Source organism: Nitrospiraceae bacterium (genome assembly GCA_019637075.1).
Classification (GTDB): Bacteria; Nitrospirota; Nitrospiria; order Nitrospirales; family Nitrospiraceae; genus JAHBWI01.
The window spans coordinates 444528-469619 of the sequence record JAHBWI010000004.1; the positions used below are offsets into that span (position 1 = coordinate 444528).

General features: G+C 58.7%; 18 protein-coding genes. All 18 read right to left on the minus strand.

Annotation, left to right across the window (positions count from 1 at the left end; genetic code table 11):
- Window positions 1–15: 15 nt before the first annotated feature.
- The 18 genes from KF814_13375 to KF814_13460 all read right to left on the minus strand — a co-directional run bounded on the left by KF814_13375 (window position 16) and on the right by KF814_13460 (window position 25090).
- Window positions 16–1221: a hypothetical protein gene (locus KF814_13375; protein ID MBX3237135.1), complete on the minus strand. Its 1206-nt coding sequence runs from the start codon at window positions 1219–1221 to the stop codon at window positions 16–18.
- A 40-nt stretch (window positions 1222–1261) separates the two neighbouring features.
- Window positions 1262–1711 carry a polysaccharide biosynthesis/export family protein gene (locus KF814_13380; protein ID MBX3237136.1) on the minus strand — a complete coding sequence of 150 codons (450 nt, stop codon included), beginning with the start codon at window positions 1709–1711 and terminating at the stop codon, window positions 1262–1264.
- Window positions 1712–1894: 183 nt separating this feature from the next.
- On the minus strand, window positions 1895–4282 hold the full coding sequence (locus tag KF814_13385) for a tetratricopeptide repeat protein (protein ID MBX3237137.1): 2388 nt from the start codon (window positions 4280–4282) through the stop codon (window positions 1895–1897).
- Window positions 4283–4311: 29 nt separating this feature from the next.
- Window positions 4312–5940 carry an undecaprenyl/decaprenyl-phosphate alpha-N-acetylglucosaminyl 1-phosphate transferase gene (locus KF814_13390; GenBank protein MBX3237138.1) on the minus strand — a complete coding sequence of 543 codons (1629 nt, stop codon included), beginning with the start codon at window positions 5938–5940 and terminating at the stop codon, window positions 4312–4314.
- A 17-nt stretch (window positions 5941–5957) separates the two neighbouring features.
- Complete coding sequence (gene xrtD / locus KF814_13395) at window positions 5958–7607, minus strand: VPLPA-CTERM-specific exosortase XrtD (protein MBX3237139.1); 1650 nt, start codon at window positions 7605–7607, stop codon at window positions 5958–5960.
- On the minus strand, window positions 7604–8338 hold the full coding sequence (locus KF814_13400) for a WecB/TagA/CpsF family glycosyltransferase (protein ID MBX3237140.1): 735 nt from the start codon (window positions 8336–8338) through the stop codon (window positions 7604–7606). The genes xrtD and KF814_13400 overlap by 4 nt, the downstream gene beginning before the upstream one ends.
- A complete protein-coding gene (locus KF814_13405; protein MBX3237141.1) occupies window positions 8319–10262 on the minus strand; it encodes an alginate lyase family protein in 1944 nt (647 codons plus the stop codon). Before KF814_13405 ends, KF814_13400 begins: the two co-directional genes overlap by 20 nt.
- Window position 10263: 1 nt before the next feature.
- Window positions 10264–12411, minus strand: a complete 2148-nt coding sequence (locus tag KF814_13410) for a bi-domain-containing oxidoreductase (protein MBX3237142.1) — start codon at window positions 12409–12411, stop codon at window positions 10264–10266.
- Between the two features lie 288 nt (window positions 12412–12699).
- The gene (locus KF814_13415; protein ID MBX3237143.1) at window positions 12700–13386 is read right to left on the minus strand and encodes a hypothetical protein; all 687 of its coding nucleotides are present in this window, start codon (window positions 13384–13386) and stop codon (window positions 12700–12702) included.
- 289 nt (window positions 13387–13675) lie between these two features.
- Window positions 13676–15595, minus strand: coding sequence for an asparagine synthase (glutamine-hydrolyzing) (asnB, locus tag KF814_13420; GenBank protein ID MBX3237144.1), 1920 nt, complete (start codon window positions 15593–15595; stop codon window positions 13676–13678).
- A 33-nt stretch (window positions 15596–15628) separates the two neighbouring features.
- On the minus strand, window positions 15629–16498 hold the full coding sequence (locus tag KF814_13425) for a class I SAM-dependent methyltransferase (GenBank protein MBX3237145.1): 870 nt from the start codon (window positions 16496–16498) through the stop codon (window positions 15629–15631).
- Complete coding sequence (locus KF814_13430; protein MBX3237146.1) at window positions 16495–17673, minus strand: glycosyltransferase family 4 protein; 1179 nt, start codon at window positions 17671–17673, stop codon at window positions 16495–16497. The genes KF814_13425 and KF814_13430 overlap by 4 nt, the downstream gene beginning before the upstream one ends.
- Window positions 17674–17681: 8 nt before the next feature.
- The gene (locus KF814_13435) at window positions 17682–18845 is read right to left on the minus strand and encodes a glycosyltransferase family 1 protein (protein ID MBX3237147.1); all 1164 of its coding nucleotides are present in this window, start codon (window positions 18843–18845) and stop codon (window positions 17682–17684) included.
- A gap of 21 nt (window positions 18846–18866) precedes the next feature.
- Window positions 18867–20408 carry a flippase gene (locus KF814_13440; protein MBX3237148.1) on the minus strand — a complete coding sequence of 514 codons (1542 nt, stop codon included), beginning with the start codon at window positions 20406–20408 and terminating at the stop codon, window positions 18867–18869.
- A 163-nt stretch (window positions 20409–20571) separates the two neighbouring features.
- Window positions 20572–21879, minus strand: coding sequence for an O-antigen ligase family protein (locus KF814_13445; GenBank protein MBX3237149.1), 1308 nt, complete (start codon window positions 21877–21879; stop codon window positions 20572–20574).
- A gap of 119 nt (window positions 21880–21998) precedes the next feature.
- Entirely contained in the window at window positions 21999–23162 is a 1164-nt protein-coding gene (locus KF814_13450; GenBank protein MBX3237150.1) for a family 10 glycosylhydrolase, read from the minus strand.
- 25 nt (window positions 23163–23187) lie between these two features.
- On the minus strand, window positions 23188–24393 hold the full coding sequence (locus KF814_13455) for a glycosyltransferase family 4 protein (GenBank protein ID MBX3237151.1): 1206 nt from the start codon (window positions 24391–24393) through the stop codon (window positions 23188–23190).
- A gap of 457 nt (window positions 24394–24850) precedes the next feature.
- A complete protein-coding gene (locus KF814_13460) occupies window positions 24851–25090 on the minus strand; it encodes a hypothetical protein (GenBank protein ID MBX3237152.1) in 240 nt (79 codons plus the stop codon).
- Window positions 25091–25092: the final 2 nt, after the last annotated feature.

Consider the following 25092-nt stretch of genomic DNA (forward strand, 5'->3'; position numbering starts at 1 on the left):
GAGATGAGCGGGCGGTTACCGCCCGAACGACCACTTGGGCGGATAATAGGTGAACATGAGGCTGCCGGAATTCGCCAATGCCGTCTGTGTGATGCTCGGGACGTCACGCTGGGCATAGGTGTACAGCACGTCCATCGTCCACCACTCGGAGATCCGCCACGATAGCTTCGGCGTGATATAGATCAGCCGGTTTTCCGGAAAGTTGGTGCGGACTGTGGCCGTCTTGATGCTGTCGGCGACCAAAAACATGCCGTTCAGCGAGGCGGTCAACCGCTCCGTGAATTGATGCGACAGTTCGAGACTGAACTTGTCGGTCCGCAGGAGCAAGCCGAAACCGCTGGGATTGATTTCGCGACCCGCCTCGGCTTTCACGCGCCAATCCTCCCACTTCTTTTCAAAACTCGCTGAAAAGACCCAGACCCAGACGCTGTCGGAAAGCGATCCGACCGGCGTGGACAGCTCGGAGGTGATGTGCCGCGGGCCGCCCGCAACCGTTCCTGTCAAGGTTTCGGAAAACATATGCGCGTAGGTTACCTGGGGCCCGAGGATCGTCGAGTTCAGTTTCAAATCAGGCGCCTCGAAGCGAACGACGAGCCCGTTCATCTGAATTTGATCGCGCTCGGTCAGCTGATACGAGACTCCGGCCGACCCGGCGTGCAGCCGATAGTCCGCCAACCCAAGCCGGAGGCCGTTTTGATAGCTCGCATCATTGTACTGATACATCCCATTCGCGGAGAACTTTTCCGTAAAGTTGTGCGTCCAGGACGGATTGAAGGTCCAATAATTACGCTGCGTAAAACTCAAGGCAACGCCAGTCTGGCGTAACTCGCCCATCAGCGTATTGTCGCGGGTCAAGCCTCCGTCCAAGCCGAATACATCCTTTTCGGTCTTGTACTTCAGGGACAACGGAAAGTAGAGATTCGTGATGCTGACGTCCTGGCCACCATAGTACCGCACGAAATCGGCGGCCATCCGTCCGCTGACCTCAAGCGCTTCGGTCGCACCGCCGAACCGCGCTCCCGGCGAGACCCAATGGCCGTAGGTCGGATCGTGACTGAATGTGGTGAGCGTGAGGTTGCTGTTTACCTCGCCCCGGATCGTCATAGCCGGCTCGATGAACCATTCCGCGGCCCGCACCTCGTGGCACAAGAAGCCGAGAACGAAACCACCGGCTACGAGGGACGCCCACCCCCGCAGGATGCTGCGACGGATGCCCTTCACCGCAAACCACTAAAGACGCAATCACAAGACAGGCAGGGCACTAGGGCACCATCACCACGTCGCCGCGTTGCAGCAAAATGTTTTGCTTAAGGTCTCTCCCCTTTTGGATGTCGCCGTAGCGGAAGAGAAATACGCGTTCCTCCCCCTCCTCACGGCGAATGATCTTGATGTCATTCTCGGAAGCGAACGGAGTCAGCCCACCCGCCAGGCTCAACGCTTGGAGCACATCGGTATAATGGCCGACCAGGTATTCCCCCGGTTTGTTCACACGCCCCATGACGTAGACTTTATAACTTTGCAGTTTGGTAATGGCAACGGACACATGGGGATTGGGAATGTATCGAGCCAGTCGTTTCGACAGATCTTGCCGCACATCCTCGACCGTATGGCCTGCGGCCGGGACATCGCCGACCAGCGGGAACGACAGCATGCCGTCCGGCCGAACGACGACTTCCCGCGTCAGATGCTCATCCTTCCACACGGAGATCATCACCACATCCTCCGGTCCGAGCTGATAACCAGGTTCGGCCAAGGACTGTTGGGCAATGGCGGAAGTCTCTGCACAGCCGGCCAGCCATCCGAGTAGCAGCCCCCAGCATCCGACCGTCACGATTGCACGCGAGACATACCGATGGGACCACAGCAACCTCACGAATTTCACCCTGCTCTCCTCCTATCCTGCGACTTGCGCCAATACGTTACGGGCATCCTCGATGCCAGGAAACGGCTGTTTGGAATTAAGGGCCTTCTGAAGGTGCACCTGCGCCTCCCGTCGATGGCCCGATTTGTAGTGGGCGACGCCCAGATGATAATTGAGAATTGGATTCTGCGGCGCTTCGTTGACGGCGCGCTGGATCACGCGAACCGCTTCGTCATGATGTCCCATTTTTAGGTGGACCCACCCCAATGTGTCGAGGAAAAATGGATTCGGCGCACGCTGCTCAAAGTCACGGCTCAGAGCGAGCGCCCGATCAAGACTCTTCGCATCTCCGCGGGAATCGGCCAGCATGGAGGCCAGGTTGTTCGCCGCCATCAACGACCTGGGGTTATGCTGCAGCACCGTCTCGTATTCCGCAATGGCCAGATCCAACTGTCCGTTCTCTCCCAAATGCGACGCATACAACAGGCGCAGTTCTTCATTGCGCGGATTCGCGTCCAACCCACGTTGGAGAATCCCCGTGGCTTCGGCAGCCTTGCGCTGAGACAGCTTCATGGTGGCCCAATTCACCCACGGGGTGCTCCAATCCGGTTTGAGCACCGTCGCTTGCCGCAGTTCTTCTTCCGCACGGCTTTGCTCTCCCTTCAGGATGAGAATCTCTCCGAGCAGCCCGTGGGCGAAGGGATGCTGAGCGTTTCGCGCAATAATCTGCGTCAACCGCTGTTGAGCCTGTGCCAATTTGCCTTGCCGGGCATCGATGCGGACCAGCGCGAAGATCGGCTCCGGAGCATCCGGCTTGGCGGCGGCTGCTCGTTCGAAGGCGGCCACAGCCTTGTCCAGTTGCAGACGGGCCTGGTAGAGGTTTCCTTCCGCAAGATCGGCCACGAACGTGTTCGCACCGGCGTCTCGGATCTTCGCCAGGGTATCTTCGGTTGCCCTCCAATCACGATCGGCTGCTTGCAAATTGAGCAGCATCCCCAACGTGCCCAGATTCGTCGGCGCCTGTTTAAGAATATCCTGTAACCGCACGCGGGCATCCTTGGTCCGGCCCGCCGAGGCATCGAGAATCGCCAGGGCCAGGTGGGCTTGATAGAGATTCGGGCTCAACGCAACGGCTTTTTCCAGGTTTTCCCGAGCCAGGGACGTTTCCTCCAACATGAGATGGGCCTGCCCCAGCAATGCATAGGCATCCGCCTGATCCGGCTGATCTTTCAAAACGGTGCGAAAAGCCTGCACGGCATCACGCCCGTCCCCCTTGTGAAGAGCGATGCGGCCCTGCAGCAACAGAGCCTCCGAGGCACGAGGATTTTCATGCAACACTTCCTGGAGCAGTTGCTGCGCCGAGTCATGTTTTCCGTCGGCCCAGTCCAGCGCCGCGAGTTTCACCTTGGCGGTCCCTTCGGCCGGCTTGGCCTTGTTGCGGTCTCGGACGTCTGCGTAGACCTGCCTGGCCTTGGCGGGCTGCTGGTGCAGCTCGTAGAGGCGGCCGAGCGCGAACTGAATATTCACGGCATGGGGAAGCGCACGATGCGCGTCGGTCAACGCTGCTTCGGCGGACTCCATCGTCCTTCTGCCTGCCAGGTAATCGGCCAATGCCAAATGCCGTTGTTCGCTGTCCGGCTCCAATCGCAAGGCTTCGCGAAGCACCCCCTCGGATTTGTCGAAGGCCTTCTGTTGGTCGAAGAAGAGCGCCAGCTTGAGGTAGTGATCGAAGACTCTGGGCTCTTGAGCAATGATCTGCCTGAACACCTGCTCCGCTTTGGTCTGATCGCCCATTCGGACATAGGCCATCGCCAGAGAATTCAGCAAGTCCAGATCCTTGGGATGGACGGCCAGCGCCCGGACCAACACCGGCTCAACCTTGGCATGCGCCTCCTGCAATGAGTAGAGCGTCCCGAGCAGAATGGCGGCGTCGGCTTCGGTCGGATGCTGGCGAATCAGGGCCTCACCCATCCTGGTGGCATCGGGCAGATTGCCTGAGGCGGCCGTGAGCGCCGCCTTGATGGCCAAGGCCGACACATGCCCGGGATGCTGAGCCAGCAGCTTATCGGCAACCTCATGGGCTTTGTCGTCGATCCGGCCCTGCAAATAGAACTTGCCCAACTTCACCAGCGCCCTTTCGTGATCCGGAGACAATTCCACCACATGTTGATAGTGGGCAAAGGCGTTGCGCCAGTTCTTTTCCTTTTCTTCAACTTCAGCGTAGAGAAAATATGCTTCGAAATCCTTCGGATCGATCTTCAGCACATTGCGCAAGGCCACTCGAGCCTTCGGAAAATTACCGGCCTCGATGTACTCCTGAGCCTTGATCCGGTATTTGTTCTTGCGCTCTTCCGGCCCGCCGCAACCCACGAGCCCGACGATCACGAGCAGGCAGCACCATGTGACCAGCTGTCGCGTCATGTGTCGCACTCCTCTTTCCTGCCGACCCTTCATATCCATGCCCGTATCGCTATCCCGAACAGAACCCACAGCGCCACCAATCCCAGTTGAGTCAGCCGTTCCGAGAACACATGCAGCAGCAACTCAAACGAAAAAAACAACACGATCAACTTGGCGGTGAGAAAACTCAAACTGATGTCCACGACATGCATCTCCGGCAGCGCGGGAATCATGATGGCCAGAAACACCATCAGGTAATCCAATGGAGTCGTTTGGAAGCGGTGCTCCGAGTTGAATCGGATCGTCAGCGCCACCAGAATTGCCAGCAATAAGAAAAACGCATGGATTGGACTCAGCAGCATGACCGTCTCCACCGGCGGCTCGCTGAGATACATGACAAACGTGCTCCCGACATATAGGGCCGCGCGAACGAGGAGCGGCGCCCACGTTGGGAGTATCCAGAGGCCGACAATCGTGACGGCGAGCAAGGCCGTGGCAACCGACCCCATATCCTCCGGCACCTGCTTCGGGAGAAACACACTGACGACCAGGAATGCCGGCACGGCAACGCCCAACAGACGGATGGGTTCTCGCACCAACCATGGAGCCGACAACACCGTGCTGAGTTCTCCGAAGCAACTTTCGAAACGCTTCAAGACGCGATGAGATTGCAAAGACCATAGGCGCGATTGCACGAAGGGAAACAGGATGAGACCGGCCACCGCAGCGTAGGCAGAGAGGATCGTCAGCTCGGATTGCCATCGCAACGCATAGGCCAGCGTCACCATGCTGGCCTGCAGGAGATAAATCATCAGTACTGCTTCGTAGTGCGTAAATCCCATCGCCAGCAGCTTGTGGTGAAGATGGTTCTTGTCCGCAACGAAGGGAGATCGGCCTTCCTTCAATCGCTGCATCATCACGCCGACCGTATCGAGCAACGGCAACCCCAGCAAAAACAGTCCCAAGACCGGGGTATAGGGTCCGCGTAACGGGTCTGTCAGGACGATGGCGGAGATGGCCATGAAAAACCCAAGAAATTGGCTCCCGGCGTCCCCCATAAAGATTCTGGCCGGATAGGTATTGAACCGAAGAAACCCCAGCAACCCACCCAGAACCGGGACCATAAGCAGGGTGACGGTCTGATCGCCGCCCAGGTATGCCAAACAGGCCATTCCTGCAAAACTCAGCAACGATAATCCTCCGGCCAACCCATCCAGGCCATCGGCCAAATTCACCGCATTCGTCACGCCGACGATGATCAGCAGGGTCAGCGGATAGGCGATCCAGAGCGACAACTCCGATTCTAGAAAAGGCAAGGCGTTCACGTGGATGTCACCTTGCCACATGACAATGGCCGCCCCCGCCGCCTGTCCCATGAATTTGACCGTATACGGAAGCCCCACCCGGTCATCCCACATGCCGAACAACAGAATCGTGACGCCACCCAGCAGCCCCGCCACGACGATGTCGTCCTTGGGGGCCCAAATCAGCATCGCGGCAAACGTCCCGATCCCAAACGCAATCCCGCCGACTTTGGCCACCGGGTCCGAGTGCACACGGCGTTGGTCCGTGGGAATATCCAGGAATTGGAGTCGGCTGGCCGTCGCCATCAACGGCGGGATGAGCGCCATACAGATGATCAGCGATCCCACAAAGCTGAAAAAGAGCGTGGATAACATCGTGTCCAATGTCCTCTTCAGTCAGGCACGTAACGGGTCAATACCGGATTGACCGACTGCGCGAACTGCAAGAGGCGCTTCCCAGCCTGTACCTCGGACTCCCCCGCCAATACGGGGGTCGTGAGTCGAACCAGCGCGCCGTCCGTCCGATGGCGCAGCATCGAATCCCACATCATGTACAACTTCACCAGATATTCATTGGCGACGACCCGTTCTCGTTGTTTGAACCAGTAGAGCACGGCCTGGCGTTGATCTCCCTTTTGAATCATGACCTGGTTGGCCGGAGCCGCGGATCGATCGGGGCTCGTGGCCTTAAGATTCACCTGCTGCATGGACGTGATCTCCCATCCACCTCCGGGAATACAGGTCTGCGGAGAATGGGCCGACTGCCCTTTGCGCTGGGATCGATAGTACGCGACGTATAAATTGACCGGAGGACTTCCGGCTTGAGCGTAATCAGCCAGGACGTAGTCATCGAATCGCAGGACCTCGACGTAACGAGCCTCAAGCGGAAACGCTGTGCCGGACCAACCGGCGATCGACATGGGGAAGTCGAGGAAACTCTGCCGCTGAGGCATCGCCTCGTCTCGCTGTGCCAACTGAGTCGAGGCCATCGGCAATACCAGGAGCAGGCAACCGGCGCAGAGAAACGCGGGCTGCAGGGTACCCGACCGCAGGGGGGCGCCAGAATGTGCCGCTTCGCTCAGGGCTTTACCGGAGGCAGTACTGGCTGGAAATTGAAACAAGCCGGTGTTCGAAGGATCGCCGCCGCCCCGCTTGAGCAGCCACATTTCCAACACCAGGATCGCCAGGCTGACCATGAAGAGGACCCATCCTTCAAAGAGGTGGTAGAACCCCTCGGCGGCTCCCTGGCCGAAATGTTCCACGAGGACGCCGATCATGCCGATGCGAAACCCATTCAAGAGGATCGAGATCGGCAGGCTCGACAGGAATAACAGGACTCGCTTCCACATGCGATCATTGAATAGATAGGCACAGAGCAGTGCCAATGTCGCGAGCGGGAACAGGTATCGTAATCCGCTGCAGGCATCGACAACCTGCAACTGAATGGGCCCCAAGTCGATGACGTTTCCATCGCGGAACGCCGTGATTCCGAGGAATTGGAGACATCCGACCCCCAGAGCCGACGAGATCAATTGCAGCTTTCCCGACAGGCCCTGGTAAAGAAATTGGGGCAGCGGCACGGCCGTCAGGAGATAGCCGAGCGGAAACGCCATCACAGTCACGGCAGGCCGTCCCAAACATGCCACGAGCAAGCCGACCAGCACGCACCAGAAGGACAAATGCAGCAGAAGATAGACCGTCGCCAGTTCCCCTACCACATAGAGCAGGATTCCCACCCCGACGAGCACAAGGCCCAGCCAGGAACCGGGCTGCACCAGCGAACGAATGTTGTCTCGCCGCTGCCAAATCAAATAGAGGCTGATGAGCGGTACGAGGAGTCCATGACCATAATTTTCATCGTTGACCCACAGGTCGGTCATGTACGCGAGGCTGTCATAGTAAGCGTAACCCATGAGACAGAGCGGCAGGGCGGCCGCCATCCACCCTGCCCAAGCCAGCCAAGTCGTTTCGGCAGCGGGGAGCGCCGGTGCGACTGGGAGCACGACGCCGGACTTCGCCGCCATATGAGAAAAGGATTTCACCCCAAGACCCGCTTGCGCAGAATCTGAAATGCAAAGAGCGGCAGGGCGGTTTGGCGCGCCAAGCGGCTCGGCTGCGACAACAGCCGATAGAGCCACTCCAAATGAATGGTGCGGAACAACCAGGGAGCGCGCTTGACCTTCCCTGCCAACACATCGAAGGTTCCCCCAACTCCCTGGCACACCTTGACCTGTAACTGAGGAAGAAACCTTGCCATCCAGAGTTCCTGCCTGGGGCTGCCGAGTGCGATGAACAGGAAATCCGGCTTTCCTTCGTTGATACGGGCAAGAACCGCCGGCATCTCCGCGTCCTGCACGTAACCATGTTGCGTCCCGACGATGTTCAATCCGGGAAACTCTTCCCGTAATCTGGCCGCTGCCTCGAGATTGACGTCCGGGCTTGCCCCAAAGAGAAACACCCGATAGCCCTTCGCAGCCGCGAGCGCGCACAGCCGCGGCATCAATTCAGCGCCGGGAACACGCTCGGAGTAGCCGAGACGCAGAAATCTCGTCGCGAACACCACACCGATTCCATCGGGGATCAGCAATCCGGCCGAGCGCAGCAACCGAAGAAGGTCGGGGTCGGACTGGGCCTTCATGACCTTTTCCGGATTGACGGCAATGACGGCCTTGGGCTCGGCACTAGAGACGCGAGCGTCCGCCCACTGAACCGCCTGGTCCATGGTCACGCAATCGACCGGCACATCCAAGACTTCAACGCGCAATGGTTCCATAGGCCGTCCTCGTAAGACTGAAGGTCTGCAGTTGTGCCGGGGGCGCTCCCGTCCCGCACCAGATCCGTGTCATGAATTCATGGGGTAATTTTCCGGCATACTCGGCGCGAAGCGTCGCGATCGGGGTCTTCACCCCGTACTGCGGAGATGCCCAGCCTGCACCTGGAGCCTCACCGCCCCGCAATAGCGAGGTCTTTCCGCCTTCCACAGAAATTTGCATACACTCATCACCCATGGGCAGAAGAAATGCGCCGGACTGCCCGATAGGATCGATGGCAAGTTGCCAGTTGAGTTCGAGATGATGCGCCCCGGTACCGGTCAACCAATCCCAGATCAACCAAGCCCCTGGCGGCTGATATACGATCCCGCGCCAATGCGTGACGCCCAATCTCGCCGTGTAGCCGTAGTGACGCGCGAGTATGGTGGTCTTGCCCTCCGGCGTTTGCTCCCGATAGATCAGATGGGTCTCGAACGGTTGAGACCACAGAAAGTTGGTTTCCTGAACGGCTTGGTCTTGGCCGTCGACCGTGACGGTATTATGGGCCCTGGTTCCCCTGAAATAGCGTCGCCAGTCGGGATGCCCGGTGTAGCTATAGGTGCCGGGGTCCAACAGAATCGGTTGTTGCCCCTTCTCCAGAGTCAACGCCAGTGCATCGGCATGTCCGTGCGCAAAACACGGCGCCATCCCCAATGACCCGTGATCGAACAACAATCGTTCCCGATCACGGCCTCGAATGATCGAGTATCCGGACAAATGGAAGGAGGTCAGCCCGGATTCCGCTTCTTTCGGCGTGGCCACGAACTTGAGATAGGGAGACAAGGCATATCCGTCGTCCCCGTCTCCGATCCGCGGGAGGACGCCATCGCCCGGCCGCATCATCTCGTGGAGAAACGCCTTGCTCCGTTCAAAAGCTTGATCGATCCGCTGGGGAACAGACAGGTCGCGTGCCCGCATCAGCATCACGACCAATCCATAGAGGTCACACACGAACTGCAGGTACCAAAACCCTTCTTCGCGACCTCCGCCGTCCTGGCGTATCTGATGCGTGGCTTCTTCTTCCAGGAGATAGAGTCCGTACACCCTCCAATGTTCGGCGTGTTCCATTTCGGGAAAGAGCACGCCCGCATAGACCAAACCCGCCGCCTCGGCAATCGTGTGATTTCCCACCGAGGAATGCCCGGACACGCGCTTTCGGGTGAGTTCCGCATGCGAGCGCGCCATGTTCAGGACGCCGGACCAGACTTCTCGTGGACGCGCCAACCACGGCCGGACGAGATCCAGGGCATGACAGACGGCAATCACTCGCAAGGCACATTCCATGACCGAGACGTAATGGATGCCCGTCATCGGAGGATTGGCTGCCGCCCACGACAGGATCTGCGATTCAATCAGTTCAACGGCTCGTCGCCGCCCCTCCTGACCGGCTTCCCTGGCATAGAGTGCGAGCGTGACCAAGTGCTGCAAGCGGGACGCTTCCCAAGCGATGCGAATGTCGCCGTAAGGATTTCCCTCGCGATACGGAATTCGATGGAAGAAGACACGCGGCCATTGTCGCCCGGTATCGGGAGCGTGATGCCACACATCAGGTTGGTCCGCCCACGACCAGTCATGTCCCAAGACTTTCATGCGTCCCGCCAACAGGTCTTCGAGCGAACCGGTCGACGGATTGAACTCCCAGGGCAACTGCGGCAAACGCTGGTCCGCGCCATGGCAAAATTCGTGACGATCCACGTCCTGAGGTGTGTACCGACTCCACGAACCGGCCCCGCCAAGACGATGCCTCAGATGAAGCGAACGAACCAGGAGACCATCACGAACACGATGGAGAATTTCACTCGGGCCCATCACGCTCAAGCGCTTCGCATACCAGGCCAACCCCCGAGGGAGAACACTGGTATTCACTTTGACGTTCATCGTGATCATGTCAGATGTCGTAGGTCGTTCCCGATTGCAGACTTTTCACCGCCAACAGGCAGGTCCGAGTCACGGCCCAAGCCTCTTCGAACGGCACCGGCGCGCCACCTTCGGCGATCGCCCTCACAAATCGTCCCATTTCTTCCTTGAAACCCTTGTCTCGTTTCGGGGTGCTGAACGTTTCCCGTTTCGTACCGGAATAGAGACAGGTCTCCAGGAAATCGTCCATCGTCAATGATTTCCCATCCGCATGGGCTTCGAACCGCTCTTTCGCCAGGCCGCTGTTACCGCCCGCCGTATAGATCAAGCTGCCGAGCGAGCCGTCGGCAAAGGAAATGGTCATGACGAATTGGTCGTCCGTCATGCCCGCCGCATGGCGACCGATGCGGCGACAACACACGGAAGTCGGCAAAGATCCGCACAAGGCCAGCATATAATCGACGAAATGGCAGCCTTCACCGATCAGTCGGCCGCCGCCGATTGCAGGATCCTGGATCCAATGTTCCGAGGGGATTTTTCCTGCATTGACTCGATAGGTCATGACAAGGGGATTCTCTCGCCGCGCAAAAAACTTTCTCGCCGCATCGGCATGCGGAGAAAATCGACGGTTGAATCCGACCGTCAGTGTCAGCCCCTTCTGTGCCTTATCCTCATACACCGCGCGGATCGCGTCGAGTTCCTCTTCCGTCAAACATAACGGCTTCTCGATAAAGACATGCTTCCCGGCTTCGAGCGCCTTGACCGCCAGTCTTGCATGGCTGTCGTGCCTGGTACCGATCACCACTGCGTTGACGGACAAGTCCCCGAGCACGATGCCATGGTCCGTCGTGCAATATTCCGCGCGGAGTTTCTCCCCCAATGCCTTGGCATTGATACCGGTCGCCGTACAGACTGCGCGAATGGTGACACCGGGGATGGATTCAAGATGAGGCAGGAGCATGTCCTTGACATGATTACCCGCTCCGATCAGCCCGATCGTCGCCGGACCAGCGGAACGTGCCGGTGCGAGCGTGATTTTGGGCGCGCAGGTCCCTGCTTGCCCTCCCGGGTAAGCGATGAGCATGCCCAGGTACGGAGTCTTCCCCTCCATCATCAGCTTATAGGCATCTTCGGCCTGTCCGATGGTGAACCGATGGGTGACGAGAGGCTTCACCTTGACCGCTCCGGCGCCGATCAATTCCAGGAAGGCCTCCATGTTGCGGTTCTCCGTCCAGCGCACATAGCCGAACGGATAGTCATGCCCCTTCTCTTCATACTCCGCGTCATATCGGCCTGGACCATAAGACATGGACAGCCGGAAGTTCAGTTCCTTTTTGTAGTACGGCTCCCGAGGGAGAGTCATTCCCACCGCCCCCACCACCACGACGGTTCCCTTCTGACGCGCAATGAGACCGGCCGTTTCAACCGGCCCGTTGTCCTTCGTGCTGGCCGTGATCACCACCGCATCGACGCCCCGACCACCGGAGAACATCATGGCAGTCTCGACGAGCGCCGTCGGATTGCAGACCACTTCGGCACCCAACTCCTTGGCCAATTGCAGTTTTGCGGGATCGAGGTCGGAACCCAACACACGGCACCCGGAGGCCTTGAGCATCTGAACCGTCAACTGACCGAGCAGACCAAGACCGATCACGGCGACTCGATCTCCCAGTCTCGGCTCAGCCTGGCGGACTCCCTGCAGCGCGATGGCCCCGAGCGTGACGAATGAAGCATCGTCGAAATCGATTGAATCGGGAAGCTTCACGCACAGGTGTTTGGGGATATAGACGACCTCGGCATGCGAGGCGTAGTTTTGCCCGGCGCATGCGACACGGTCTCCCACGGAGAACTGGGATGCATCCTGCCCGACTGCGACGACACGGCCGGCACAGCTATACCCCAACGCCGCCGGGGTATCGAGGCGATCGAACACCCGCTTGAGCGTATCCTTCAGTCCATCCTTTTGGATGAGACCAAGGACTTTCCGTACCATTTCCGGCCGTTCCATCGCCTTGCCCACGAGGCTCTTCTGCCCGACCTGCACGGTGGAGCGCTCCGTCCCGGCGCTGATCAGCGACACTTCGTTCTGGACCAGCACCCCGCCCTCTCGCAACACCGGCGGCGGCACATCATCGACCTTGAGTACACCGGACCTGTAGTTTTGAATGATCTGTTTCATATCCTTTGGTGATCCCGGATACCAGAGTGTACGACTGCGGAACACTTCGGCGATGACTGGAAGGAGGCACTGTACGGCAGACTACATTCGTTACCGAAGAAGGTCAATGCTTGAGAAGAATATTTCGCACCTATATACGTAGCACTGCCGATCCTTGTAGTTAAAAGTACGACGTGGCGTTCACAAAAAAAGCTTGGCGCCAGTCAATCCTGCGCGCCAAGCTTTTTTTCACCCGCCTTTGACATCACAGATGCAACAGGCGAATGTGTCGCATCCTGTCACACGTGGTTACGCCCTGGAAGCTGAGTTCGAGAAGCGGCCTCGCGCGCCCAACCCGACCAAGCCGATCAGCCCTGCTCCGAACAGCAACACGGTCGCAGGCAGCGGAACAGCCTTCAGCGAATCCAACGAACCGACCAGCGTCGACCCGTTCGAGAACACCAACGTCCAGCGATTCACGTTGAAGGACGACAAACTCGGGCCCGGATTGCCGGGCAACGCCACGCTGCTGAACGCCGTTCCGGTTTCATCGGCCAAGTTGATGGAAAACAGCGACGGCGCCAATCCCTTCACTAAGTTTCCGTTGACTCCGGCATTGACGGAGTAGAGCGACGTCCCTCCGGTGCTGACCATGGTCAAGTTCGTGCCGCTGTTGTTCAGCGAGGCCCCGTAATTTCCGATGCTCAGCTGAAGGTTGCTCAATGATCCGTTGTACATCTGAGTGGAAAACCCGGAAGGAAGCAGGCCGGGGGTCGTCGTCTCAAATGTGTACGTTCCCGACAGCTTCAGACCGGAGTTAAACCCATTGGCACCTGCACCACCCGGCGTGAACAACGCCCCAGGCACTTGGCTGATGTTGCCGCTGAACTCATAGGTCACCAGCGCAGCATCGGCTTGCTGCGTCTGCCACAGGGGAAGAACGGATCCCACTGCCAGAACCAGCAGCAGCGACAAGTTCAAGAAACGTTTCGTCATGATGACTCCTTCCATTGGGTTTCGCTTTTGAGATCGGGACATGATTCAGTTCCCGATTGGCCACCCAAGATCAGCAATTCCCAGGCCAGAAGCATGAAATCTAACCTATTGATTTTACAGGCCTAAAAGTGTGTCACTGGCGAACACTGCAGGAAAAACCTATTCGCCTGTTCAATTTTGCCCGGTCACGTTCGAGACAAGTCTACTGCGGAGAGCCTGCCGTAAACTCGCAGGAAGCCCTTCGCGCACTGAACGCGTGTCATGAAGAGACCTGAACGAATGGGAATGACTAGGCGACGGAGCGACGGGCGGTGACTGAAGTAAACCACTGCTCGTGCCAAAGCACGAGATTCAGCAGGTTCCAAATTTTAAAACTGTTGAATCGCTTCTGGGTGCGAAGCGCGTGGAACAGCTGCTCGATCGCAGGCCGATTGAATCGTTCGGCGATGAGAGGGCTGTCGAGGATACGAGGTTTGGCAAACTCTACCAAGCGCGGCGACAGCATGTTGGTGGCCGAGCCGCAAAATCCCCATTTCTTGCGGTCGATGATACTGTCGGGAATGATGCCTCGTGCCGCCTCCTTCAAGATGTACTTCGGCCGACCATGCTTGTACTTCAATGCCGACGGGATGGAGAGCGCGAAGGCCACCAGATCTTCATCCAGGAACGGGACACGAGTTTCGATGGAATTGGCCATGCTCATCTTGTCGACCCGCATCAGCAGCAGTTCGGGTAGCCGATTCTTCAGTTCGATTTGGATAATGCGCGAGAGCGGGTCTCCCAGCTGCAAGGAATGCTCGAGCCGATCGATCCATCGACTCGAAGTTTCTTCCGACACGAATGCGGGCTTGAGCAACGAGGATTTCTCGTTGTCCCAAAACGCGATGGCATTGCCAAGGAACAGCGGCTCGCCCTCGCCGGCTCGACGCAGCGCATCCTGGGTCTCGGCCGGAAGAAAATATTTTCCTACCGCGTAGATCGACTGCCTCAAGAGACCCGGCATATGGAGGTAGGGTCGGTAGAGCTGTCGGTCCCACCCATCGAACAGATGATACGTTTGGTACCCCGCAAAAATCTCATCACTCCCCTCGCCGACCTGGATCACAGGCGTCCCGGATTCCCGAGCTACGCGGGAGATGTAGTAGATGGGGACGCACACCGGATCCGCAACCGGCTCATCCTGCAAGCGAGCCATCTCGGGAAGGAATGCGATGAAGTCCCGGTCGTCGATCACGGCCTCGTGATGATGGGTCTTGAAATGGGTTGCAACCTGGCGCGCGTGCTCGAATTCATTGGTTGGATCATCTTTGATTCCGATCGAAAATGTCTCGACCGGTCGATCCAGCAGTTCGGCCATCAACGCGACGTTGAGCGAGGAATCGACCCCTCCGCTGAGAAACACCCCGAACGGGACATCCGATACCATCCGTCGTTTGACGGACTGCCGCAATAGCCGGCGAATCTCTTCGATGCATTCCTGTTCGCTCAAGTCCGTCGTCGCGGCTGAGTACGGCGCGGGATCCCAAAATCGATGCTGTTCCATCCGCCCTTGCCGATCCAGCGTGAGACAGCTGCCGGCTTCCAACTTCCGCACGTGCTCGAAAAAGGTGTAGGGGGCGGGAGCATTGGCAAACGTGAGGTAGTGATAGAGCGACTCCTGGTGAATCTCTCGGGAGAAACCAGGCAAGGCCAACAGGGCCTTGATTTCAGACGCAAAGGCAAAAGCCCCCTGCTGGTCGACATAGTAGAGCGGCTTGACGCCGAGCGGATCGCGGACGAGGGTGAGGAGACCCTTGCGGACATCATAGAGCGCGAAGGCATACATGCCCCGAAGACGACGAAGACATTCCTCCACTCCCCATTCCCTCGCGGCATAAAGGATGACCTCGGTATCCGACTGGGAACGAAACGATGCCTGCACCGAAGCAGGAAGTTGCCGGCGCAGTTCCTGGTAGTTGAAAATCTCCCCGTTAAAGACGATCCAATGGGAGCCATCGGCCGTGCTCATCGGTTGATGGCCGAGCGGCGACAAATCGATGATCGACAACCGTCGGTGGCCTAATGCCAGCAACCGTTCACCGTCGCGCAGGACGGTGACACCGGCATCGTCGGGTCCACGATGACGCATTTCGTCCCGCATGGCGACGACCGTACGCTCGAGCAGGGCCGGGTCTCGATCGCGTGACAGGACCCCAACGATTCCACACATCCCAGGTCTATCCCCCAAGTCAGATGACAATGACTATTTTAGAAATGCCCAGAGATGCCAGCCATAGCGCGCGGCCAAGGCACCTCGAACGCCTCGCGGTAGGAGCTTGAGAAAAGGCAATTGACGTTCATTGAGAAAGTGGACCCGGCTCTCCTCGAGCCGAAATTCGGGAAAATCCGCTGCGATCGTCGCGACGTCGTAGACTTTGGAATACGGATTCCCCGGCCCATCGGTGTTGCGCATCATGAAGAGCGGATTCTGGAGGTAGCTCCACAGACCGAACTGTGCCGTATTTTCAAGATGGCCACGCAGCAAGGGATTTCTGATCATCCCGTCAAAGCCAAGACGCGATGCGGCCGTGAGGCCGACCATCAGAAATCGACGGATCACGTTGATGCTGAGATGATAGTTGAGCGAGTTCTTGTGGTACATCATGATCGCCAAGCGACCGCCGGGCTTGAGTACCCGCCGGATCTCCCTACTGACTTCGCGGATCGGCGGAATATGGTGTAAGACCCCGTGGGAGTAGACCACATCGAAGGAAGCGTCCGGATAGGGAATGTCCGTGGCGCTCCCCTGCTTGACCGCCTGATACGGAAGACCGAACAACTGAAACCGGGTTTGGGCCCGGAACACGGCTTCCGCCGTGAGATCAAGACCGTGCCAGCGTCCGCCACGCTGGATGATTTGGGCACTATCCGCCGCTTGGCCGATCCCAATCTCCAGAACGTTCTTCCCCTTCAGGTTCAAGCGATCCAATTCCCCAAGAATATGGCCTTCGGTGCGATATCGAAAATCATCGTATCGCGTGAAGAACGTCGTCCATTCCCGATCTTTCCCCACCAATGTTTCCCCGCAGGGGTTCGCGTCCCAAAAATGTTCGATGTCGCGAAGGGTGTTCATCGCTCGGTACTCCAATGATGAGAACTCATAGCCGACGGAGACCCATGGTAATCCGAGTCACTCAACCGGGCAAACAGATCCGCCATTCTCGACGCGAAGGTTGCCATCGTATACTCACGCTCGAAACGGCGGCGGGCTTCTATGGATAGCCGCCGTCGAAGCTCCCCATCTCGCATGAGACGCAAGACCCGTTCCGCAATTAGATCCGGGGCATTGGGAGGAACCACGTAGCCGGTGACACCTTCGAGGACCGTCTCACGGATACAGCCGCGATCGGTGGCCACGACCGGCAATCCGACACACATCGCTTCCAACACGGTGAGAGGTTGCCCCTCTTGCTGAACGCCCGGAAATACAAACAGGTCTCCTGATGCGAGAAATCGCATTTTCTCCTCCCCAGTCAGGGGACCATGAAACGTCACCACCGATTCGAGTCCGAGTTGTGTCAGCCGTTTTCGAGCCTCCGCTTCGATTCCCACCCCCCACCAGGGGCCGGCGATATGACATTCAAACTGTGGATCATCACGCGCCACCACCGCAAGCGCATCCAACAGCACGAGCAGTCCCTTGGCTTTACTCAGGGTGGACAAGAAGAGAATACGGCAACGTTGATCCGCTGGGCGCGCCTGTCGCACGATAGGCGCGCAGCCATGCTCGGGAACCCCATTCGGGACCACGGCCACGTCGGTCACTTGTGCCCACCGCTCGAAGATCGGTCGAAGCATCTCCCCGAGCACGATGAACTGACGCACGCGTCTAAACACCCAATCGACATAGCACCGAAACAGTCCTCCGCTGCTTGCGTAGACCTGCTCAAAATTTGCGCCGTGCAAATGGACGACCACCGCGGTCCCCATAAAAAACGCAGGAACCATGAAGAAACTGTCGCGGAGAAAGCCGATTCTGCTTTGCGAGAGCGGCAGATAGGAAATCGACGGACGTTCAACGAGCAACGTCGCCACATGATGCAGCCACTGCCGGACAAACAACAGCACATCCCAGAGATCCGGTTGATCGACATGGGCGATGCCGCGCCGATCTGCCGTATCCAGATGTACGACCCGAAACCGTCCCGAAGGTAAAGAATCGAGCAGCACTTGGGTCGCGACGCTGACGCCATGGTGAGGCGGAGGCGTCGGTCCGATGATTTGGATGACGGGAATTGAAGTGGCCATGAGTCAGGTCACGCCCTCGGTGACACCATCACGGTGCGCGCTTGTGTGGAACAACAGTCCTGCAGAAATTCGACGATTCGGTCGGCGCTGGCTCGGCTATCACATGGAAGCACCCGGGCATAAGCCGCATCGATCATCGCGGTCCGCCGCTGCTCAGGGAGATCCAGCAGCCGCCGTACGGCCGCCGCCGATGCGTCGGGGTCGCGCGGGTCGATGCGATATCCGGTCACGCCGTCCTCGACCAGGTCCAATGTCGCCATCGCATGCACCGAGGACACCGCGGGAACCCCTGCGGCCATGGCTTCACTCAACACAAGCCCGAAGGGATCGTAGAGCGTGTGAAAAATGAAGGCATCGCTGACGGCAAAATACGCCGGCAGGTCAGACGCCTGTACAAACCCTGCGAAATGAACATTGTCCCAGGCCCGTCGTCTGGCTTCTTCCTGATATCGGGCCCGGTCGCGTCCGTCGCCCGCGATCAGGAGCGAGGCCGTTGGATGGGTCCGAAGCAGCCGCTCATAGAGGTCAAACAGCTCCTGATACCCTTTCCGAGGAATGATCTGGCCGATCGACAGCAGCACCGGCTTCGACAGTCCCGCCAAGCGATCACTCGTCTCCCGGCGCAATCGGGCTTCGGCGACGCGACGTCGCAGCCCCACGACGTCAAGCGGCATCGTTGCCGTGATCGCTCGGTCCGGCGGCGCGCCGTAGTGAATGAAGGCTTCCCGCGCATGGGAAGACTCCCCGATCGAACCGTCGGCATAGCGAATGAGCCAATGCCGCAACTGCCGACGAACGGCGGACGCATGCGCCCCGTCTTGCAGCGAGAGGTGGGCCCACTGGACGAATTTTCGCCGATGCAGTTTGCAATACCCGAATGCCGAAATGTTGGCCGCAGCGAATCCTGCGTTCAGCACCACGTCCGGGTTGAGGCGCCGCAACGCCGAGCCGACGCCGTAGTTGCAATGGATCGCGACATCCGCATTCCATGGTCGCACGTGGAATCCCGGCAGAACCTCGACATGGAACGGCGCCGCCCCCATGGTCCACTGCCGATTTTCTTCTCGTTGAGCCATCAGCAGCACAGAGAATTCCTGCACGCGATCACGCATGGCCTCGAACAGCGGCAATCGGTACGGCGTCAGAATGTTGGTAAGAATCGTCAGTTTCATGCGCTATGTTCCGTCGCGCTGTTACGCCCGAGCCGCCACCAGAGTTCGCACCTTCGTGACAAGGGCCCCCAGGGCCTGCTTGTCCTGTACTTCGATCTTCAGACCGATCAAGACCGCGACGTAGACAAGGCCGGTCCCGATCGCCAGTGCAGGCCACCACGCGGTCATCATCGCTGGGCGGACGATCAACGCAAACCCAGCGGCAACGGCACCGGCACAGAGGGGCTTGAGAAGGTGCTGCGTGAACGGATGGATACCATGCAGTCGCCACACTTGAGCGATCCGCAAGGCAACCCCCGCAACCTGGGAGATCGCCGCTCCGATCGCCGCGCCCCGCAACCCCCAGAACGGGATCAGCAGCGCGAACACCCCTATCGAGAAGAGTCCCATTCCCACGGTGTTCCACATGACCAGACGAGAATGCCCGGCCATCAGAAGCAAGTTGTTCGGCGATCCACCCGCACTGCTCAAGAGTTGTCCCGCGGCCAAGATGCTCAGCACAAACCCGCCGGCGGCAAACTCAGGGCCAAACAGCGACAACATCTCCCGGTTGAAGACCGCCAGTACCACAAATAGGGGCATCGTGCACATCAAGACCAACTTCGACGCAGTTTGGTAGAGGTGGCGAAGCCCGTCGATGTCGCCACGGGCGTGCATCTGTCCGAAAAACGGAGTCAACGACGCCTCCAAGGCGCCGAGGATCAACGCCAGCGCCGATGCGGTTTGGAACGCGGCTTGATACATCCCAATCTCTTGCGCGGTCGCCCAAGACCCAAGCATGAAAATGTCCGTGCGCGGCGTGACCACTCCGAAGAGAGCGGCCACCGCCAACGGGAGGCAATAGGCCAGAAATGCGCCGGTCCCCAAAAACCCACGGCGCCCACCTCGCCGGACCAGATTCGGCACGGACTTGCGAAGAAAATAGAAGGCCAGCACCAGGCTCGTGCTCAAGGTCAGCACTATGGCTCCCAGCACACCCGCCAACCCCCACCCGGCCCAGAGTAGCGTAGCAGCGAGCAGAAACTTCCCCACCGGCTCCCAGACGTAGCGCACCGCAATCAAGGGCCGCAGCGTCTGGTGGGCTTGCAGAACCGCAAGCAGCACGGCGGTGACTGCCGAGAGAGGAATCGCCCAAGCGAAGAGTGCCAGCACATTCGTCAGCCCCGGTTTGGCATAGAGCCGCTCACTGATGAGGGGTGCCAACCCCGCCAGGCAGATTGCGACAAGGACACTGGCAAGAACCGTCACGGCGATCGCTTGCAGGACAATATCTTCCACCCCTGCTAGCTCGTGACGTTCCCGCCTCTCGGAAATGAAGCGCACCGTACCGGTTTCCGTTCCCATCGGAACCACCAGCACCAACGTGCTGAAAAATGTAAGTCCCAGCGCATAGAGGCCGAATTGCTCAGCTCCCAAGGTACGCGCGAGAAATACGCCGAACAGATAGTTGAGGCCGTTGCCGAATAGTGAAGCCAGCAAAACGGCAGAGCCCGCCACGACGAGCTGCTCGGTACTCTGTTGGCTGGCCCCTGCGATTGTCTTGTCGGAACTATGCCCGCCCACGCGACGTTGTCTCCAATTGCGACAATCCCCTGCACGTAGTCGAACGGATACTCACCTTCGACCAGTGCGTTCTCAGATCCCTACAGGAGTCTTCTCACATCGTCAAGGAAGAAGTCGTAGTCCGAACTTCTGAGCGCTGCCGGACAGCGCGGGGACGCGCGTGTCATCCGCCACGAGGGGCAGGGCGCGACACCAGGGGATAACGGAAGGTTTGCATCGGCGACGGCGGCGGTGGTTCAGGCACCTGGTCCGGCGCGGGAGTCGCGCGCGCACCGGCCAAACTCAAGGCCACGGCCGCTGCGTACCAATAGAACGCCGCATGAAATGTCGCCGGCGTGTAGACGACGGTCTCCCCGATGTTGGCAATCCCGAGAAAGACCACGCCGTACAACACAACCGGATGTCGACGATCGAGATCACTGCGCACAATCCGCCACAATGTGAGTGCCATGATCAGCACATAAAAGATAGCCCCAACCGCACCTGAGTCCAGCAAGGCCTGAACATAACCATTGTGCAGTGAAAATGTTTCTTTCTGAAGCAGGTCGACCTGCTCGCTGCCAAGCTCGCCGGTTCTGCCGTTTCGTGATGAGAAAAAGGCATGATGCCCGACCGTGTACCCGTACCCAAGCACGGGCCGATCCCAGAAGCGATCCAGCGCCATGCTCCATACGGCTGTGCGGCCCGAGAGGTTTTCCAATGATTCGGCGCGCAACATCTTTGACTGTCCGACGGCGGGAAGCTTCAACGGGACAAAGATCACCACCGCAATCGCGAGGACGGCTCCTACCGTCCCTCCCACGATGAGCCATCGCTTCTGCCTCACGTAGAATACAGCGGTGATGATCAGCGCCACGATGGAGCCGATCCAAAAGCTTCGCGAGAGGGTCAGATACAGACAGAGCGACGCGGCGACCGCTCCGACGCCGCGAATGATCCGGTTGGCCGGCGTGAAGGCACAGAGGCCGAGCAGGATTCCAGCTGCCGCCGCCACACCTGACGGTTTACCGAATAATCCTTTGAACCGATGTGCATTGTCCCAAGTCAAACGCTCGACCGTTTGGTCATACGCCAGCGCCGGCGATACTTTGTACAGTGCCAAACTTCCCAGGCACACCGCCAGAAGTGCATACAGGGCCACACGCAATGCAGCTTGGTGTGCGGCTGGCTCCAGCGTGGCCCATTCCGCAAAGCTGATAAAGAACAGGCTCACAGCCAAGAGCGAAAACACTTGGAGGGTCACACGCATCGGATCGCTCGACACCAGAGCCGTCCAGGCCAGAACGCCGATGTAGGCGCCTATCAACCAATACCGGCGAATCGCTTCCGCCGTCCCCCGTGTCATGAACCACCACAGTCCGACGAGTAATGCGATGCCCTGCGACAGACTCCGCAGGACATACACGTCCCCGATCGGAACGGTATCCTTGATCAGAAGGGCAAGAATGAGAAAGCCGAAAACAACAATCATCGCTCTGGTTCGAACCGACGGCTCATGATCGCGGCGCGCCGACGCGCGCATTTCGCACTATGCCATGGGAGGCAGGAGCAGAGGAAGGCTTTCCCTAGTTTTGTCGCCCGACCGCAGAGTCAACGCACCAGCAAGCCCGTTGGGGAGGTCAGGCCGGAGGCCGCAGCGCGCACCCACCGAGGTTTGGCCGGAGAACGGAATGGTCCGCTCCGCAACGCCTCGATTTGTTCGTCGTTCAAGAGGCTGTACAGGTATAGCCCAACACCATTGTCCTGTCCGATTTGTCGGCTTTGAGAAATCAGGGAGGCGACCTTGGCAGGGTCACTGGACACCGACACACGCTTTGGCCCAATGGAATCATAGTTGCCGCAGAGAACGACATAGGCCCCGGGCCGTTTCATCGTCCGTTGCAACTTACGGATCTCGCTCCAGTTCGGATCGTCCGGATAGTGCATCGCGTAGATGACGTCGATAAGCCCCTCGTCGGCCCACTTGATGCTGTCCTGGCCTTGCACATACAGGTTGGGATGGCCTGGGTGGGCACAGACGCTGATGAGCATCTGCTTACGGTGCTGGCGCACATGGTTTGAAACGCGGCGCACGATGTCGATCACGGCCTGTTCATTCCAAGCCGCCAAGGCATTGCGAGCCTCTGTGGAATAGCCGTAGCTGAGGCGGTCGAGGTTCAGATTCCGGTCCGTCTGCCGGCGATACGCCTGGCTACAGGCGTCGCTCTGGCAAATCGAGACGCTTCGGATGTAATCAAGGTTCACGCCCTGAACCGGGTAGCGATTGAGGCATTCCAGGATCAGATCGGTAATAAACGTGCGGAACTCGGGCCGGTGAATGTCGAAGGCGGCCTCCGGCGTGCCTGGGCCGTAGAACTGAGGAAAGAACTCCCGCTGCCGCTGCACGACCGTAAACCAAGGATGCACTTCAATCTGGTATTGAGCGGCAATTTCGACCAGCTTTCCCAGCGGATCGAATGATGAATTCCAGCGGGCCATCTCCTCCAAACGATAGTTGTCCCAAGGCGCGAGGGTCGAGGGCCAACTGGTCCCGCGACCATGCCACACACAGGGCATCAACACATTGAACCCGGCCTGCTTCATGCGTTCGCACACACTGTGCGCCGCGCTATCGGTCACCCAACTCAAGCTCTCATCGAAGATGGCCCGGCTTTCGGCCGTCTCCTGCGCCTGGAGGATTCTAGGCAGCGTGGGGATCAGGGCCGATGCCAGGCAGGCGCCTGAGAGTTGAAGAAATTTCCGACGTGACAACATCGTGGCGCTCCTCATTGAGAAAGAGTTAGATGCGAGGTCCGGCCGAGTGGGCTTGCCACGCGACGGTGTGCCTATCTCCGGAGCGGCTGGCGTTCGACAACTGCAGCACCGCCCGAATAAATCGATTGGCGGAGGCACTCAAGGTCAATTGCTGTGCGGACTGCATGCAGCCGGTACGAAGGCGCTCCAAGTCCTGCGGCGACGACAACAGCCGAACAATCTCATGGGCGTATGCCTTGGGTTCGTGCACAGTCATGAGGCCGTTCCGCTGTGAAAGATACTCGATCTCGGGGCTGTGAAAATCCCGCTCGGTCGTTATGAGTGGGACCCCAAATGCAAAGCCGTGCACGATTGCCAATCCCACAAGGCCGGGGATGACTAACACGTCGGCAACCTTGAAGTAGAGGCTGGATTCCCGTGGGTCGAGGACCTCTCCCAAGAAATGCACACCCGAGACTCCCAACTCCTCGGCCAGAGCCTCAAGCCCTCTTCGCTCGACGCCATCTCCGAGAATCAACAGCGCGGTATTTGGATGCGCCTGCCGCACCATCGCATAGGCGCGAAGAAGGAATTCCACTTCCTTCTCGGCGTACAAACGGCCCGAGAACAGGAGGATCTGCTTTCCGTCCAACCCTAGGCGCAGTTTCATCTCACGAATACTCGTCTCCGTCACCTCCCGCCCGACCTGCCACAACCCCTCGACATCAATCGTATTCAAGAACGGCATGACCTGCTGAGCAGGAAGCCCCCGATTGCACCAATACTCAGTGCCTCGGTAGGTATAGGTGATGAGACCATCATGCCCTTTCGTGACCAATTGATCCTTCACCCAGGACGCAATCGTCGCCCCGAGGCTCGACCGTTGCGATGATTGAAAGTTGTAGCCGTGTCCCCACCAGATCCAGAATTTCGTGAGACGATGGCGGCACAGCCACAAGGCCGGCACTGTGAGGCACTGCAGCTCATGCGGCGCCACGACAATATCAGATCCGCTGAGTTCGCCAGCAAGGCCCGTGAGCCAGCAAGGCCCACTCGCGCTACCCAACAGATAACGCATGGGCAAGGTGCGATGCGCAAACGGTAAGGCCACCGTCTGATCAAACCTTGTGCCCGAATACACGGTCAGGTGCAACCCATGCCGCTGGGCCTCGCGTTGCAACGCGCCGAAAAACGCGATCCGATAATGGGGGATTTCCCGTTGAATAATGGTCAATCGGTGCAATCCGGACAAGTGCTCCCTCCTGCCTTACGCCGGAATCAACTACGTAGGGTTGCGGGATCTGTTGTCGCAAAATGAGACATGGCCACCGCCGTCATCCGGCATCCCTGGCCGGCAAATTCATGCAACCGGTAGGCCTGAGCTCCTCCCATCCTCAACACCTTACCAATGATTGGATTATCAGCAACTTACTCACGAGGTGGCCTACGATCAGCCACCGCAAATGAGTCAGAGCGCTGGCAGTCAGGTCACGAATGTACGCCCCGGACCGGCCAGTCCTCAGACTCCGCCATGCCAGCTATCAACGGCTGATGGATTGGTCCTGACGACGGCCGTTTATGGTAATGGAGTTTATCGGAAGAGAGTGAGTGCGGTTAGACCTGAACGGATCAAGCAGTCTGTCATCCGTCAAGAAACGTACTGAATGCGGCTCCGGCGTCATCCGGCTGACAACAGCCGGATGGTTCTGTCATTCCGTTTCGACCAGCCGCCAACCCATCTTCTGCACGCAGCGTTCGGTCGCCTGGATAAGCAAGAGCTGAATGCCTTGCTGAAGCTTCGGGTCGCGCATGGCATCGCTTTGGCATTTATTGTAATCCTGGGCGAACTCATCCTTCGGTTTCATCGGATGTCGCCATTCGGACGAGCTGCAGGCGGTAACGATCATGAAGACGGCGGCGATGCATGCGGCCCGTGCTGACTGATGCATAC

Excerpts from the sequence above, each read along its gene's own strand:
- KF814_13380 (MBX3237136.1), bottom strand. The coding sequence starts at position 1,711 with ATGATCTCCGTGTGGAAGGATGAGCATCTGACGCGGGAAGTCGTCGTT.
- KF814_13385 (MBX3237137.1), bottom strand. The coding sequence starts at position 4,282 with ATGACGCGACAGCTGGTCACATGGTGCTGCCTGCTCGTGATCGTCGGG.
- KF814_13390 (MBX3237138.1), bottom strand. The coding sequence starts at position 5,940 with ATGTTATCCACGCTCTTTTTCAGCTTTGTGGGATCGCTGATCATCTGT.
- KF814_13400 (MBX3237140.1), bottom strand. The coding sequence starts at position 8,338 with ATGGAACCATTGCGCGTTGAAGTCTTGGATGTGCCGGTCGATTGCGTG.
- KF814_13405 (MBX3237141.1), bottom strand. The coding sequence starts at position 10,262 with ATGATCACGATGAACGTCAAAGTGAATACCAGTGTTCTCCCTCGGGGG.
- KF814_13410 (MBX3237142.1), bottom strand. The coding sequence starts at position 12,411 with ATGAAACAGATCATTCAAAACTACAGGTCCGGTGTACTCAAGGTCGAT.
- KF814_13415 (MBX3237143.1), bottom strand. The coding sequence starts at position 13,386 with ATGACGAAACGTTTCTTGAACTTGTCGCTGCTGCTGGTTCTGGCAGTG.
- asnB (MBX3237144.1), bottom strand. The coding sequence starts at position 15,595 with ATGTGTGGAATCGTTGGGGTCCTGTCACGCGATCGAGACCCGGCCCTG.
- KF814_13425 (MBX3237145.1), bottom strand. The coding sequence starts at position 16,498 with ATGAACACCCTTCGCGACATCGAACATTTTTGGGACGCGAACCCCTGC.
- KF814_13430 (MBX3237146.1), bottom strand. The coding sequence starts at position 17,673 with ATGGCCACTTCAATTCCCGTCATCCAAATCATCGGACCGACGCCTCCG.
- KF814_13435 (MBX3237147.1), bottom strand. The coding sequence starts at position 18,845 with ATGAAACTGACGATTCTTACCAACATTCTGACGCCGTACCGATTGCCG.
- KF814_13445 (MBX3237149.1), bottom strand. The coding sequence starts at position 21,879 with ATGATTGTTGTTTTCGGCTTTCTCATTCTTGCCCTTCTGATCAAGGAT.
- KF814_13450 (MBX3237150.1), bottom strand. The coding sequence starts at position 23,162 with ATGTTGTCACGTCGGAAATTTCTTCAACTCTCAGGCGCCTGCCTGGCA.
- KF814_13460 (MBX3237152.1), bottom strand. The coding sequence starts at position 25,090 with ATGCATCAGTCAGCACGGGCCGCATGCATCGCCGCCGTCTTCATGATC.